The 15,088-nt window shown below is 66.3% G+C and carries 9 protein-coding genes and 1 pseudogene; 4 read left to right on the top strand and 6 right to left on the bottom strand.

The window, feature by feature from the left end; genetic code table 11:
• Nucleotides 1-6: 6 nt before the first annotated feature.
• The 4 genes and pseudogenes from AC1DTW_RS15910 to AC1DTW_RS15895 all read right to left on the bottom strand — a co-directional run bounded on the left by AC1DTW_RS15910 (nucleotide 7) and on the right by AC1DTW_RS15895 (nucleotide 3,901).
• Nucleotides 7-987 (bottom strand): sulfonate ABC transporter substrate-binding protein, encoded by a 981-nt coding sequence (locus AC1DTW_RS15910; RefSeq protein ID WP_477982211.1) that lies wholly within the window; start codon nucleotides 985-987, stop codon nucleotides 7-9.
• Between the two features lie 110 nt (nucleotides 988-1,097).
• A complete protein-coding gene (ssuE, locus tag AC1DTW_RS15905) occupies nucleotides 1,098-1,658 on the bottom strand; it encodes an NADPH-dependent FMN reductase (protein ID WP_477982210.1) in 561 nt (186 codons plus the stop codon).
• Between the two features lie 113 nt (nucleotides 1,659-1,771).
• Nucleotides 1,772-3,110: pseudogene (locus AC1DTW_RS15900) on the bottom strand (NAD(P)/FAD-dependent oxidoreductase).
• A gap of 14 nt (nucleotides 3,111-3,124) precedes the next feature.
• On the bottom strand, nucleotides 3,125-3,901 hold the full coding sequence (locus AC1DTW_RS15895) for a class I SAM-dependent methyltransferase (protein ID WP_477982209.1): 777 nt from the start codon (nucleotides 3,899-3,901) through the stop codon (nucleotides 3,125-3,127).
• 217 nt (nucleotides 3,902-4,118) lie between these two features.
• Here AC1DTW_RS15895 and AC1DTW_RS15890 point away from each other — a divergent pair, with 217 nt between their 5' ends.
• Nucleotides 4,119-6,179 (top strand): alpha/beta hydrolase domain-containing protein, encoded by a 2,061-nt coding sequence (locus tag AC1DTW_RS15890; RefSeq protein ID WP_477982208.1) that lies wholly within the window; start codon nucleotides 4,119-4,121, stop codon nucleotides 6,177-6,179.
• 248 nt (nucleotides 6,180-6,427) lie between these two features.
• The gene (locus tag AC1DTW_RS15885; RefSeq protein WP_477982207.1) at nucleotides 6,428-8,362 is read left to right on the top strand and encodes an adenylate/guanylate cyclase domain-containing protein; all 1,935 of its coding nucleotides are present in this window, start codon (nucleotides 6,428-6,430) and stop codon (nucleotides 8,360-8,362) included.
• 90 nt (nucleotides 8,363-8,452) lie between these two features.
• Here AC1DTW_RS15885 and AC1DTW_RS15880 read toward each other — a convergent pair whose 3' ends face one another.
• On the bottom strand, nucleotides 8,453-9,439 hold the full coding sequence (locus AC1DTW_RS15880) for an ABC transporter substrate-binding protein (RefSeq protein WP_477982206.1): 987 nt from the start codon (nucleotides 9,437-9,439) through the stop codon (nucleotides 8,453-8,455).
• A gap of 33 nt (nucleotides 9,440-9,472) precedes the next feature.
• Complete coding sequence (locus AC1DTW_RS15875) at nucleotides 9,473-12,391, bottom strand: tetratricopeptide repeat protein (protein WP_477982205.1); 2,919 nt, start codon at nucleotides 12,389-12,391, stop codon at nucleotides 9,473-9,475.
• An 847-nt stretch (nucleotides 12,392-13,238) separates the two neighbouring features.
• On the opposite strand from AC1DTW_RS15875, the gene AC1DTW_RS15870 reads away from it, so the two are divergent.
• Together AC1DTW_RS15870 and AC1DTW_RS15865 are read left to right on the top strand one after the other, a co-directional pair.
• Entirely contained in the window at nucleotides 13,239-14,030 is a 792-nt protein-coding gene (locus tag AC1DTW_RS15870) for a transporter substrate-binding domain-containing protein (RefSeq protein WP_477982204.1), read from the top strand.
• 247 nt (nucleotides 14,031-14,277) lie between these two features.
• Nucleotides 14,278-14,991 (top strand): enoyl-CoA hydratase/isomerase family protein, encoded by a 714-nt coding sequence (locus AC1DTW_RS15865; RefSeq protein ID WP_477982203.1) that lies wholly within the window; start codon nucleotides 14,278-14,280, stop codon nucleotides 14,989-14,991.
• The last annotated feature ends 97 nt before the right edge of the window (nucleotides 14,992-15,088 follow it).

Raw genomic sequence — 15,088 nt, 5'->3', positions numbered from 1 at the left:
CCCCCTTCACTTCGCCGACGCAGTGCGGGCGGACGCGGGCAACGCGTCGGCGATGCGGATCGCCTTCGGGATCAGCTTCAGCTCGAAGAAGGCATCGGCGATCTTCTGCTGCTCGGCCGCGACCGCCGTGCCGATCGGCACGATGCCGTAGGCGAAGCGCGCTGCGGCGACTTCGGCGATGCCGACGTCCAGGCCGATCTGCGGACCGAGGAAGGCGGCCACCGCCTTCGGGTCGCCTTCGGCCCAGCGATCGAGCCGGGCGAGCTCTTCGACGATCGCCCGGATCACCTGCGGGCGCTTGTCGGCATAGGGCCGCGCGGCGAGATAGAACTGGTGATTCGCGACCAGGCCACGGCCGTCGGCGAGCACGCGCGCGCCGATCTGCTTCTCGGCCGCGGCGAGGAACGGGTCCCAGATCACCCAGGCGTCGACCGCACCGCGCTCGAAGGCCGCGCGCGCATCGGCCGGCGGCAGAAAGACGGTCTGCACGTCGGCGTACTTCAGCCCCGCCTTCTCGAGCGCCTTCACGAGCAGGAAGTGCACGTTGCTGCCCTTGTTCAGCGCGACCTTCCTGCCCTTCAGGTCGGCGACCGAATTCAGCGCCGAACCCTTCGGCACGACGATGGCCTCGCCCTGTGGCGCCGGCGGCTGGTTGGCGACGTAGACGAGATCGGCGCCGGCGGCCTGCGCAAAGATGGGCGGCGCCTCGCCGACGGTGCCGAAGTCGATCGAGCCGACGTTCAGCCCTTCGAGCAGTTGCGGGCCGGCCGGGAACTCGGTCCATCGGACCTCGATGCCCTGCGGCGCCAGGCGCTTCTCGAGCTCGCCGCGCGCCTTCAGCAGGGTCAGCGTGCCGTATTTCTGGTAGCCGATGCGCAGCAGCTCGGGCTGGCTCTGCGCCTGTGCGCCGGTCAGTGCGAGGCCGAGGCCGAGCGTGGCCGCGAGCTGCAGCGCGCGGCGTCGGGTCGGGGTCAGGAAGTGCTTCATCGTCGGGTTCTCGTGATTCGGGCGAAAAGGCACCCCGCGCTGGCGCCGGGCCGGCGTCGGGGTGTGGAATGGCCCGCGCGGGCCAGGAGACAAACGGGGGGGTGGGCGCGTCAGGCGCTACATCGCGCCTCGGCCGCCAGCGGCAGCGGCGGCACGAACGACGCCAACGGCCGCAGCGCGCGGTCGAGGCGCTCGACGAGGCCGTCATCGGGCACGAAGCCGCCCGATTCGTGCGGCACGAGTTGCGCATCGGTCGCGTAGACGCCGTCGAGGATGTCGCGCGCGCCGAGTGCGGCGAGCACCGGCTTCAGCGCGTAGTCGATCGCGAGGAAGTGCGCGAGGCTGCCGCCGGTGACGAGCGGCAGCACCGTCTTGCCGCGCAGCGCGTCCGGCGGCAGCAGGTCGAGAAAGAGCTTCAGCAGGCCGCTGTACGCGGCCTTGTAGATCGGCGTGGCAACCAGCAGCAGATCGGCACGCACGATGTGGTCGAGCGCGCGGCGGATCGGCTCGGCGCGCGTGTCCGCGTCGAGCAAGGCAGCGCCGGGCAGCTCGCGCACCGCGATCACGCTCGAGGTCGAGGCGTGGCCTTCGAGGCGCGTCTGCGCGAGCTGCAGCAGCCAGCGCGAACGCGAGCGCGATGAAGGGCTGCCGGAGAGACTGACGATGTGCATGACGACTCGCGTGGATGACGAGTCGCTACGTTAGGCTGGCGCGCGGCCGCGGCCAACAAAGGAATACGTGTTTGCTTATGCGGTGCGATGGCGTGCGGTCGCGCGAGCGCGTCTCAGTCGGCCCGCGCCTCGGCCTTGACGATGGTCTCGCCCTTCAGCAGTCCCATGTCGCGGATGTTGAAGCGGTGGCGCTTCCAGCCCGCGTAGGTGCGGCGCCAGTGCGTCAGCGACACCACGTAATACACCAGCTTGAACATCACCAGCGACATGCGGTACGGCAGCCCGTGCCGCAGGTCCGCGGCCAGCAAGGACATCAGGCCCTGCTTGACCTTGAAGATGTTCTTCGGGTGCATGAACATGTCGCGGATGGTCGGGTTCGTCACGCGGTAGATGAACCACGAATAGTCGCGCGGGCCAGCGCGCATGCGCTTCTCGAGCACGCGCCGTGCGCCGGGCAGCTCGGCAGGCCGGTCGAGTGCCGTGGCCACCAGGTCGGCGCCGTCGAATGCGCTTTGCATCGCCAGGAAAACGCCCGACGAAAACATCGGATCGATGAAGGTGAAGGCGTCGCCGACCAGCAGGTAGCGATCGCCGGTGGCATGCGTGCTGGCGTAGGCGAAGTTGCCGGTCGCGTGCACGGCGTCGTCGACGAGCGTCGCGTCCTTCAGCCGATCGTGCAGTTCCGGGCACATCGCGATGGTGTCGTGGAAGTAGTCCTTCAGCGGCTTGTCGCGCGCCTTCAGGTAGTACGCCCAGCACACCGCGCCGACGCTGGTGGTGCCGTCGGCCAGCGGTATGAACCAGAACCAGCCGTGCTCGAACCAGCAGATGCTGATGTTGCCTTCGCGCTTGCCGGGCAGGCGCCGCGCATTCCGGAAGTGGCCGAACAGCGCCGTGCTGTTGTGGTCCGGATTCTTCTGCTTGCTCTTGAACTTGGTGGCCAGCACCGTGTCGCGGCCGCTCGCGTCGACGACGAAGCGGACACGCCAACCACGCTGCGTGCCGTCGTCGAGCGTGGCCTGTACCGAAGCACCGTCGGCGTCGAAATCCACCTGCCGGACCTTGGCGCCCTCGAGCGCCAGCGCACCTTGCCGGGCGGCATTCCTGAACAGCAACTCGTCGAGTTCGGAGCGCCGCACCTGCCAGGCCGAACTCCTGGACGGGTCCCATCCTTCGGAGAAAGTCCACGTAGCTGCGCTCGTCGAGATCCGGTGGCACGAACTCGATGCCGAACTTCGGCATGCCGATCTTCTCGACCTGGTCGAGCACGCCGAGCCGGTCGAACAGCTCCACGTTGCCGGGCAACAGCGACTCGCCGATGTGAAAGCGCGGATGGTGGTCCTTCTCGAGCAGCACGACCCGGCGCCCCTGGCGCGCCAGCAGCGTGGCAATCGTCGATCCGGCCGGACCGCCACCGATCACCAGCACGTCACATTCCTGATTCGTCTCCATGCGGTTGTCCGCCTTCAGGCCGCAGAGCTCGGCTTGACCGCGGTGTACTCGGAGAAGACGCCGAGTTCGACGTGGCGCTTGATCTGCTCGAAGCCGGCGGCACGCAGCGCGGCCAGCACGGACTCGGGGGGGATGCAGGTCTCGATCGTGTCCCAGTAGTAGCGCCACAGCTCGGCGGTGTCGCGCCGGCGCGCGACGATCCGCGCAATCAGCGGCACGACGGCGCGCATGTAGGTCTTCAGCACGGCCGTGCCGATGCGACCGTCGGGCTTGGTGATCTCGAGTATCAGCAGCCGGCCGCCCGGACGCAGCACACGAAAGAACTCGGCGAACGCCGGCCTCACGTCGGCGAGGTGGCGCAGCGCATAACCCAGGCTGACGAAATCGCTGCTCGAATCCGGCTGCGGCAGTGCTTCGGCACGACCTTGCAGCAGCTCGACGCCCGGCAGCACCACCTCGCCCATCATCCCGGGGCTGGGATCGATGCCGATCAAGCGGCCGCGCGGGCCGATCAGCTCGAGCGCCGCGCGCGCGACCAGGCCGGTACCGATGCCGACGTCGAGCACCTGTGAGCCCTCCGCCAGCTCGGCCCGTCGCAGTGCCGCGCGCCGGTACGACGCGCCGGTGCCGAACGCGAGCACGCGCTCGATGCGGTCGTAGTCTGGCGCGGTGTCGTCGAAGATGCGGCGCAGGAACCGCTCGTGCTCGATCTCGTCTCCGTAGTAGTCGGGCAGCGGCGTGTGCGGTCGCAGCACTTCGGGGAAAGGGATCGATGGGCTTGTCTTGTTCATCGCCGCATTATTGCGGTGGCCCCGATCGAAGATGAAGGCTGAACCTCGCTGCTGCATCGGTTCGAGCCGCGAGCAGAGTGAGGCATCGATCAGCCAATGGAGCGGGGACTTCCGACCGGTTGCCGTCACTGGCCCGGGGGGAAAACCCTGAACTCGTCGACAGCCAGTTGACAGGGCGGCGAAGCATGATGGTGGCGACCAACAGGGGAGTTTCTTGATGTCCCAACGCCTGGTGTTTCCCGCCTTCGCTGCCGCGGTCTTGCTCGCCGGAGCCTCCGCTGAGGCTCGAGTCGACCGCATCGAGATCGAAAGGACCGAGCGCAGCGCGGACGGCAGCCAAGAAGTCCTTCGCGGACGCGCCTTCGGGTTGCTCGATCCCGCCGCACGCGGTAACTCGATCGTCACCGACCTGCAGTTCGCGCCGCGCAACGCGCAAGGACGAGTCGAGTACAGCACGACGTTCTCGCTGGCCAAGCCGGTCGATATGACGCGGGCCAGCGGCGTGCTCTGGTACGAAATGGTCAACAGAGCAGGCCCGCTGCGCACCTTCGACAGCATGGCTTCCTCCGGCCATGTCACGCTGATGATCGGCTGGCAGGGCGACATCGCACCGACCGCCTCCAACTACACGGTGCAGGTGCCGGTGGCGCGCAGCCCCGACGGCTCTCCAATCACCGGCATGGTGCTCGCGCGGCTGGCGGACGTGCCGGCCGGTACGGCATCGCGCCCGCTGGCGATGCTGGCGAATACGATTCCCTACGACGCCGCCTCGCTCGATACCACACAGGCGCGCCTGGTCACCAAGCGAGCTGAAAAGCGCGATGGAGAAAGCAGCGGCATGGAGACCGTGCCGGCGAGCGACTGGGCCTTCGCCGATTGCAGCAGCACTCCGTTTCCCGGCAAGCCGCACCCCCGCATGCTTTGCCTGAAGAACGGATTCGATCCGAAGCTCCTGTACGAAGTCAGCTACCGCGCGAAGGATCCGCTGGTGCTGGGCGTCGGCCTCGCGGCGATTCGAGACGTCGCGTCGTTCTTCCGCTACGAGGCGCGCGACGCCACTGGTGCGAGCAATCCCGTCGCCGGCGCGATCAAATGGGCGATCGGTCACGGCACGTCGCAGTCCGGCAATGCGCTCAAGACCTTCCTGCTACAAGGCTTCAACGAGGACGAATCCCGCCGCATCGTGTTCGACGGCGCCAATCCGCACATCGCAGGACGTCTCACGTCGGTGAACATCCGTTTCGGGCTGCCGAGCGGCTCCGGCACTTTGTACGAGCCGGGGGGCGAGGGCGTGCTGTGGTGGGCTCCGTACCGCGACGGCACGCGCGGCAGGATGCAAGCGAGCTTGCTTGATCGGTGCCGCGCCAGCAACACCTGCCCAAAGATCTTCGAGACATTCGGCTCGGCCGAATTCAACGCTCGCCTGATGACGGTGGCGCTGACCGGCACTGACGGGCGCGCCGATCTTCCTCTGCCGTCCGACGTGCGCCGCTACTACTTTCCTGGCACCACGCACGGCGGCGACGACAAGGGCGGCTTCGCACATGCTCCCGTGTCGCTCAACGCCTGCTTGCTGCCGAGGAATCCCATCCCCGAGAAGCAACAGATGACCGCGTTGGCGCAAGCCCTCGTCGACTGGGTCAGTCGCGGCGTCGAGCCGCCACCGTCCAACTATCCGCGCTTGGCGGCGGCACAGCTGGCCGCCAACACCGCGCAGGCCATGGGCTGGCCGGCCATCCCCGGCGTGCCCGGGCCGGATGGCATGGCCGTCGGGCTGATGGACTACGACTACGGAACGGACCTGAAGGCCAACGACTTCGCCGGTGTCCTCAGTCAATGGCCACCGGCCATCCGTCGCACCATCCCGGCGCTGATGCCCAAGCTCGATGCCGACGGCAACGAGACCGCGGGCTACCCCGCCGTGCAGCACCAGGTCCCGCTGGGGACCTACACGGGCTGGAACGTCACCAAGACCGGCTTCTTCCAGGGCCAGCCCTGCGGCGGCGGCCTCACCGGTGGTTACATCCCCTTCGCCGGTACGCGTGCCGAGCGGCTCGCGTCAGGCGATTCGCGCCCTTCGCTTGAAGAACGTTACGGCACGCAGCGAGGCTACGCGTGTGCGGTGCGCAAGGCCGCCGCCCGCGAGGTCGAGCGTCGAATGCTGCTGCCCGCCGATGCGAAGCGGCTCGCAGACGAAGCGGCAGCCGGCAACTTCCTGCCGGAGGCGGCTGCCACCCCGGAAGCGGCGACTGCCGCAAGTCGCCTTTGTGCGTCCTGAGACTCAATAATTCGCCGGGCATCGGAGAGTGCGGGCGAGTTCGATGCCTAGCCCGACTGCGCGCCTTCGGCGTGATTGCCGGGTTGGCTAACGGCAGCTGTCAGCGAGCTTCGCGAACGGGTCGTCCCGGCCAGAAGCAGCCGATCGGGCTGAAGCTACAAAGCGGTCCACCACTGGCGATCAGCACCAAGCAACCTATGGACTAGGCGTACCATTTCCCGGGTTCCCGTTCTCACGGGGAGGGGATCTTGAATCCCAACGACGCCACCAGACGCCAACGCCTTGCCGCCATCCTGGCCGCTGACGCTGCCGGGTATTCGCGCCTGATGAGTGGCGATGAAACCGGGACACTCGCCGCGCTCGATGCGGCACGCGCGGTCTTCAGATCGCAGATCGAGACGCACCATGGCCGGGTGATCGACATGGCAGGAGACTCGGTACTCGCGGTGTTCGAGACCGCGACCGGTGCCGTGAGTGCAGCGCTCGCGGCGCAGGAGCAGCTCGAATCGCTCGTCGCCGGTGTGCCCGCCGATCGCAGAATGCGGTTTCGCATCGGCGTTCATTTGGGCGACGTGATCGAGAAGCCCGACGGCACGGTGTACGGCGAAGGCATCAACATTGCCGCCCGGCTCGAAGGGCTGGCACTGCCCGGCGGTGTGACGATCTCGGATGCGGTGCATGGGGCGGTTCGACACCGTGTCGCCGCCACTTTCGAAGACCTGGGCGAGCAGCAGGTCAAGAACATCGTCGATCCGGTACGGGCTTTCAGGGTGCTCGGAGCCGACTCGCGGGCTCAGGGTGTGCAGGCGACCGGGCCGTCGGCGTTGCCCGGTCAATTGAGACACCGAGCAACAGAGTACGTGCGGCGACACCGCGCCCTGGCTGCGGTGGTTGCAGGCGTGATCGTTGTGGTCCTCGGGTTGGTGCCGAACTGGCAGGTTTGGAGAAGCGTGGCAACCCCGTCACTACCCGCAATGTCGGTCGCCGTTATGCCGTTGGTGGTGCCGACCGGCGATGCGTCGCTGGCGCATCGGGCGGAGGCCTGGACCCGCGACCTGACTTCCATGCTGACCCTGACCACGGCCGCGATCACGGTGGTTCCTGTTCCGGCGGCACAGGCGCGGGCGGGGGTAGAAGGCAATCAGGGCACCAGCACCCTGACCCGAGCCCTCAACGTTCGCTATTGGTTGGAGGGCGATATTCAACCGGGAGTGGAGGGGGTTGTGCTCGGTATCCGCTTGCTGGACGGGGCTACCGGCAAGCAGGTGTGGAGCGGGACGGTGCCCGTCAAGACGATTGACACGACCAGCGCGGAAATGCGCGCACTCCGCAAGGCAGCGGGCCGTATGGCAGGGTCGCTGTTCCAGGCCGAGGTCCGCCGCATCATGGCCCAGCCGCTGGGCGACGCGACTGCGATGGACTATTGGTTGCGAGCCGAGTCCGTGAACCCGGAGGAGGCCGGCACGCTGCAAAGAGCGCACGAAGCGCAACGGTTGTACGAAAAGGCTCTTCGTCGCGATCCCCATCTCGTTCCCGCACTGATCGGTCTCGGTTTTGCATTGCTCGCCGAGATCGACAACGCCCCGAATGTTGATCGCGAGCGCGTAGTGCGGCGAATCGATGAAATTTCAAGCATGGCGATGAAGCTGAACGGTGCTCATCCGGACACCTGGGGCTTGCGCTCAGTGGCGCTCAGTTACCTTGGCAGATGGGATGCAGCGCTTGAGGCGAGTGAAAAGCAAGGCAGCCTCGACCCATACAGCAATTGGAGTGTTCGGCACGCGTGGTTCTTGGCAAATCAGGTCGCGAGGCCCGCCGAGGGGCTGGCGCTCATCGAGCAGTCAATCGCGGCCGACCCGCCCGGTGGTTTTGGCGAACTGCGCGGTGCGTGCGAGGCGCATCTGCTGTTGGGCCAGTACGAGCAGGCCATCGCTCGGTGCGAGAAGGCGAGGGGCCTCGAATCCGACGACTGGTGGGTCGACTTGTTTCTTGCCGCAGCGTACGGGCATCGCGGCGAGGCGGAGAAGGCCGCGGCAGCAAAGGCCGAAGTGCTGCGCTTGGTTCCCGGCTACTCGATCGCGAGACTCAAGGCGAACGGCTACTCGCTGAACCCCGCCTTCATTCGCCTGGCCGAAGAACACTTCTATTCCGGCCTGCGCAAGGCCGGCCTTCCCGAGAAGTAACGCAGTGGTTCTCGTCGTAGGGGCAAGGAACGACCGCTTTGACCCCTCGGGCACCGGCTACGCAAAGCCGCGAACTACCAGATCGATCCACTATCGAATCACCTCGTCAGCACGTAACAGCAGCGACTGCGGAATCGTGAGGCCGAGTGCTTTCGCAGTCTTCAGATTGATCACCAGTTCGAGTCGCGTCGCCTGCTCGATCGGCAGGTCGCCCGGCTTCGCGCCTTTGAGGATTTTGTCGACGTAGTCCGCGGCATGCTGGGAACCCTCCGCGAGATTGCGCCCATAGCTCATCAGGCCTCCGGACTCGGTACTCTCGCGCACGGCAAAGACCGACGGCAGCCGATGTCTGAGCGCCAAGTCTGCGATCAGGCGCCTTTGGAAGAAGAACCGAGTCGAACCCGAGACGAGAACTGCGCCAGCATGTTCGCGAGTCATGCGTGCAAAGGCGCTTTCGATCTCCGCCGGGTCCGATGCATCCAATGCGATCACATCCACATTCAACGACTGTGCAGCGGTCCGCAGGTTTCTCAGCGCTGCCGCGGTCGTCGGGTCGGAGGGGTCCGACAGGACGGCCAAGCGAGACAGCCCGGGCACGGCAGCCAGCAGAAATTCGAGCAGCTTGGGGCTCGTGTCGCTGGCGAGGGTCGACACGCCGGTGGCATTGCCGCCGGGCCGCGCGAGGCTTTGAGCGAGGCCACTGGCCACCGGATCGTCGGAAGCCCCGAAGACGATCGGAGTCTTGGTCGTCGCCTGCCGCACCACGAGGGCGGCGGTCCCGGTTGTCGTGAAGATGACGTCGGGATTGAGCGCCACGAGTTCCTGCGCAAGCTCTGGCAGGCGCTCGAGGTGGCCACGCGCCCAGCGGATCTCGAACCCGACATTTTTGCCCTCGCTGTATCCCAGTTCGCGCAGCCGCCGCATGAACGCATCGACAAGAAATCCGCCCGTCTCCGGGCTGCTAGTTCCCAGCACCGCGACGCGAGCCGGCTTCGCGGCCTGTGTTTGGGCACCCAGCGGTGCGGCAAGGGCATGCGCGCCCAGCAGTGCAATCGTCAGGTCGCGACGCGTGATCATCGAATCACCTCGTCGGCGCGCAGCATTCATCACTCAATCCCCTCGTCGATGAATTGCTGCCGAATCAGCCTCGGCGTCGATTAGTGCGCGCACACGCGCGAGAGCAAGCCCAATCTCGGACGCCGAACCAGCACCGACCTCGGCTGAGATGGTCTGCGCGGCTGCAAGCGATGCCGTCGCCGCCGCAGCGTCCCCCACCAGGTGATAAGCCTCGGCGCGGCTGGTCAACAGCACACCCAAACCGAACGCGTCGGATACCGAGCGAAGGAGTGTCTCGCTCGACGCCAGACTTGCTTGTGCCTCGTCTTGCCGGCCCTGGCGGGCGTGCAGCAGCCCGAGGTAGCTCAGGAACTGGCCCTCTGCCATCGGATCGCCGAGTTCGCGCGCGAGACCCACGGCAGCCTCGAATTTCGCCTGCGCCTCATCGCTGCGTCCCTGGCGCTCGATCACGATACCGAGGTTGCAGAGCACGATGGCCTCGAGCCTCACGTTGCCGAGTTCCCTCGCGACGACGAGCGCGGCCCTCGACGCTGCTTCGGATTCGGCAGGACGCTCCAGCACGATGTACAGCATGCCGAGGTTGCACAACATGTGGCCCTCGAGCCGGCGATTGCCGGTATCGCGTGCGATCGCCAGGGACTGCGCGCATCGGGCTTGCGCTTCGTCCGTGCGCCCTACCTCCATGTGCAGCTTGCCGAGGTTGCCGAGCAGGTTGCCCTGCATGTGCAGGTCATGCGTCTCGCGAGCCAGCGCGAGTGCGCGCTCGTAGTGCGACGACGCGTGATCCGTATGACCTTCGACTTCATCGATCGTGCCCAGGGCGTTGCTCGCCAGGCACTCCAGCTGGGGATCGCCGAGTTCGCGCGCCATCTGCGTCGCTGCAACGTGCTGCGCGCGGGCCTCGTGCATCCTGCCCGCGCTCTCGTGCAGCGATCCGAGCCGGAACGTCACCATCGCCTCGCAGTGCCGATCGCCTGCGGCACGGGCGCGTGCCAGTGCCGTGTCGTACAGCGCGCGCGCAGGTCCCGAGCGTCCGCATGTCACCAATGAATGGGCCAGCACCGATTGCGCATGAGCCGCAGCTCGGTCGTTCAGCCCCGGCATGGCACACACCGATTCGGCCAGTTCGACGCCGGTCTCGAAGGGCCCCCGCAGATGCAGTGCGGACGAGGCGCCCTCCAGCGCACCGGTGGCCAGGTCACCGGCGCCGAGTTCCACCGCGCGCCGGCATGCAGCCACGAGGTTGTCGAGATCAGCGCAGCGACCCGCGGCGGCGCGAATCGGCCCCAGCGCCGCGAACCACGCCACATGCCGCAACCGGGCCGAGGCGAGCGCCCTCGGTCCGCTGCCGGCATAGTGCCCTTCGGTCTGCAGGTGTTCGGCGGCGTAGACCTGTACGCTGACGAGCAGGTCGAAGCGGTCGTCGTCGCGCGGGCGCACGAACGATTTGTCGACCAGAGAATGAACGACATCCAATGTCCACGGCGCATCGTCGCAGTCCGACAGGTCGAGCACCCCTTCGGCTGCCTCGAGCGTGAAGCCGCCCTCGAACACGGACAGTTGCGCCAACGCCGCCTTCTCCGGTGGCGTCAGCAGGTCCCACGACCAGTCGAAGGCCGCGCGCAGGGTCGATTGGCGCCCGAGCCGGCTGCCCTTGGACGCGAGCAGCTTGAATCGCTCGCTCATGCGCGCCAGCAGCATGCGCGGCGGCATCACCCGCACACGCGCAGCGGCCAATTCGATGGCCAGCGGCAGGCCATCGAGCAGTGCCACCAGCGGTGCAATGGCCGCCTGGTCCTCGGCATTCGGCTGGAAATCCGGCTTCGCCGCTTGGGCCCGCTGCACGAACAGCGCAGCACCTTCTGCGGGCGGCAACGGCGGCAGCGCCAGAACCACTTCGCCCGCCAGTCCCAGCACCTCACGCGTCGTGACCACGAAGCGGGCCTGGTCGGCGCGGGCCAGCCAGTGACCCAAGGTCTGCGGGGCATGGCGCGCGACCTGCTCGAGGTTGTCGAGGATCACCAGGCACGCACCGCGTCCGGCGATGGCGTTGCCAATCTGCACCACCGGATCGTCCCTGCCCAGTGGAACGTCGAGCCCCTGCGCCACGGCGCTTGCGATGCCGTCGACGCTGCGCGCGCTCGCCAGATCGCAGAACCAGACGCCGCCGGCGAACTCACCGAGCCAACTCCACCCATAGCGCGCCACCAGGCGCGTCTTGCCGCTGCCGCCGATACCGAGCACCGACACCAGGCGCGCGCCGGACTGGATGCGGTGGGACAACTCGGCCAGCGCATCGACGCGGCCGACGAAGGCGTCGCTTTCGGCCGGCAGGCTATGCCGGATCTCGCGCACCGGCATCCAGAGATCGCCCTGACGCGCGACACGGTAGGCCTTGTCGCCATCGGGCGGCGGGATGAAAGCCGCGTCGTCGTCGCCGATCTCGAACAGCTCGATCGGTTCATCCAGGCCCTTGAGGCGCCAGTGTCCGTGCGATTGCAGCCGAAGCCCTTCTGTGCTCAGCGATCGCCGGGCATCGGCCGACAGAAGGATCTGCCCACCCGTGGCCACCGACATCACGCGTGCGGCGGTCGCCTTGGCCACACCTTCGACCTCGATCGGCTTGGCACCCAGCGCGATGTCGGAAGCGCTGTTCTCGCGCAGCGTGACCGGGCCGACATGCAATCCAGCGCGCGCCTTGAGCGGTAAGACGAGCCGGTTCAGTGCCTGCTGATAGGCCAGCGCATAGCACACCGCGTCTGAAGCCGAGTCGAACAGCAGCAACATACCGTCGGTCTTGTCGATCTCGCGCCCATGCCAGACCGGCAGCAGGTCGCGTGCGGCGCGGTCATGCGCGGCCCACAGCCTGGCCATTTCTGCATCGCCGATGCGCAGCGAGAGTTTGGTACTGTCGACAACATCGGTGAGGAGCAGGGCGCGCAGGTAGATCATCGATGCACCCTTGGCACGCAGAGGATCACATGGCAGAGATCAAGGTGCGTTGCTGAAGTCTCAAGACTCTACCTCTAGTTTGGGGTCGGCAACGGATCTGCAGCGGCGAAAGCGCGCCTTCGGCTGAAGCCCATTCGAGTCATTCAAGCCTGTGTGACCGCTCAGGGTCGAGATCTTGAGTTCGTCCGCTTGAAGAACGGCCGTTCGGTCCTCGCCGAATCGAGAGACTGCTGTCGGACCTGACCGGGAATTCACACTCCCGGCCACAAACGGACGGCCATGAGCGGCCGCTTTGGATCGCTCAGCTGTAGTCATCGCCTGGGCTAGCACCTGGTGGCACGCCGAGCGGCACGTTTGTTGGGGTGCAGCCGACTTGATAGGGCGCAGAACGAGGCGGAGTCATGGTGGCATCTTGCGCGCCTACATAATGTCGGGCGCGGCGGCCGCGGCGCGTCTAGCAGATGTGCAGTGAAGGAGATAGATATGGTTCCTTGCACGCAACCCCGCAAGAAGTGGTACGGCTTCATCCCCCTGCTGTGCTTCTTGTTAGCAGCCGGCATCTCAAGTTGTGGGCACATTCCCGTGGTGTCACCACGAATGACGCCGGCCAGTGCGCCGCCCGGTATCGATGCTTCCGGCGCGCAATGGCACAAACTAGATGGGTCGAACGGCCACAAGTTCCCTTCGGGAAAAACTGTAGCGGTCTTGGCTGACGGTGGGTCACTCACCTCTTTTGGAACTACTCGCGAGGATAATGCGAGGCCAACCAGTCGTTGCAGCCGATCGCCTTCGGCGACCGCTGGACTCCGACGTTCAGAGAGCAACCGTAACATCAACGGAGGATGCAATGAGAACGATTGCTTGGCTTAGTGCTGCGGCAGTTGGACTTCTGATTGCAGGTTGCGCGGGTATCGCTTCCGCACCTAGCCAGGAAGAGCGACAGGCCCTGGCCCCAACCGGCAAGCTCCGTGTAGGGCTCTATCTCGGGGCGCCCGCGTCCATCATTCGCGGTGCCACGCAGGACGAGTCGAAGGGGGTGGGGTTCGATCTGGGCAAGGAGCTTGCCCGGCGCATCGGGGTTCCATTCGAGCCCGTGGTGTATCCCTCGCCAGGAGCCATCATGGACGGCCTGAAGGCCGGCGAGTGGGACCTCACCTTTTTTGGGCCAACCCCAGAGCGCGAACGTGTCTTGAATTTCACTGCACCGTTTCTCGTCATCGAGCACGGCTACCTCGTTCCTGCCGGCTCTCCGATCTCGAGCATCGACGCAGTGGATCGACCGGGAACGCGCATCGGTGCGCCGCAGGGCGGGTCCGTGAACGCATTTTTGGCGCGCACAATAAAGAACGCCACGGTGATCGCGAGTCCGAGTGTTCCCGCCGGGGAGGAAATGCTGAAGTCCGGAAAGGCGGATGTCTTCGCCGCCAATAAAGCAAACCTGTTCGGGTTGTCGGACAAGATGCCCGGGTCCCGGGTTCTTGATGGTCGGATTGGTGTGGACGAAGTTGCCATAGCACTCCCGAAGGGCCGGGAGACCGGAATCGCCTACGTGCGAAAGTACATTGAGGATGCGAAAGCCGAAGGACTAATCAGGGCAGCGGTTCAAAGAGCGGGACTTCGCGGCGCGGCTGACAAGTGATGTCGACAACGCTCTCTAACCCGCCGATGAACACGGACCCTCAGCAGCGGCACTTCGTGCCGCCGGCTCAGGCCGGTTGTTGGCAACGTTAGGCGACGGTCCGCTTTCCGGACGACCACTCTGTGGTATCGGAGGACCGCTCAGGGTCGACTCGCGCCGATCGCGGCTGGCGACAGCAGTCTTTTGCGTCACCGCGCGGGAGCACTGTCGCCGAGCTGGCTTGACAGCGTTCTGCTACGCTGAGCGCATGGCGGAACCGACACTGCTTTCGACGCTCGACAAAGGCGTATTGACGTTGACGCTGAACCGCCCCGCGAAGCTCAACGCGATCGACAACGCCTTGGCAGCCGCATTGCTCGGAGAGCTACAGGCAGCAGCCAATGACACAGACGTGCGCGTGATCCGCCTGCGTGGAAATGGGCGGGCCTTTTGCGCGGGGCGCGATATCAGCGCACCGCCCACTGAGCGGGATCTCGAACTGGTCCAGGGCGTTGCTGTGGCCATCGTGCGCCACCCCAAGCCCGTGGTGGCGGCCGTGCACGGCTGGACCGTGGGCGCAGGATTCGAGTGGATGATGGACGCCGATGTGGTGGTGGCTGCAGACGATGCGAGGTTCAAGCTGCCCGAGGCATCGATCGGCGTTTTCGTGACCGGCGGTCTCGTGGCTACTTTGCCAGCCGTCGCCGGACTGTCGCGAGCCAAGGCCATGATGCTGTTCGGCGAGGAGTTCAGTGCACGTCAGGCTTTCGACTGGGGACTGGCCCACCGGGTGGTACCGTCCAATCAACTGGACGAAGTCTCGATGGCTGCGTGCCAACGACTCGCGGCGCTCGATCCGACCGTCGTTGCACACTACAAGCGCGTGCTCAACGCTGTCGGCCTCGACCGATTCGACCGTGCGATTGAGGAGGAATCGAACGCGACTCGCATGCTGGTGAAGGCCGTTCCGCTCGGGACCTGAGCGCCGTATCGGCGCGAGTCGGTGGAAAGTCCCCACATGCCAGCCGAATGCCGGCCCCACCTGGCGGACGCGGTCAACGGTGCGACGCGAACCGCCT

This window comes from Rhizobacter sp. P5_A1, from assembly GCF_056400745.1.
Note: the sequence above shows the minus strand (reverse complement) of the source record. Positions and strands in the feature narration are given on the sequence as shown.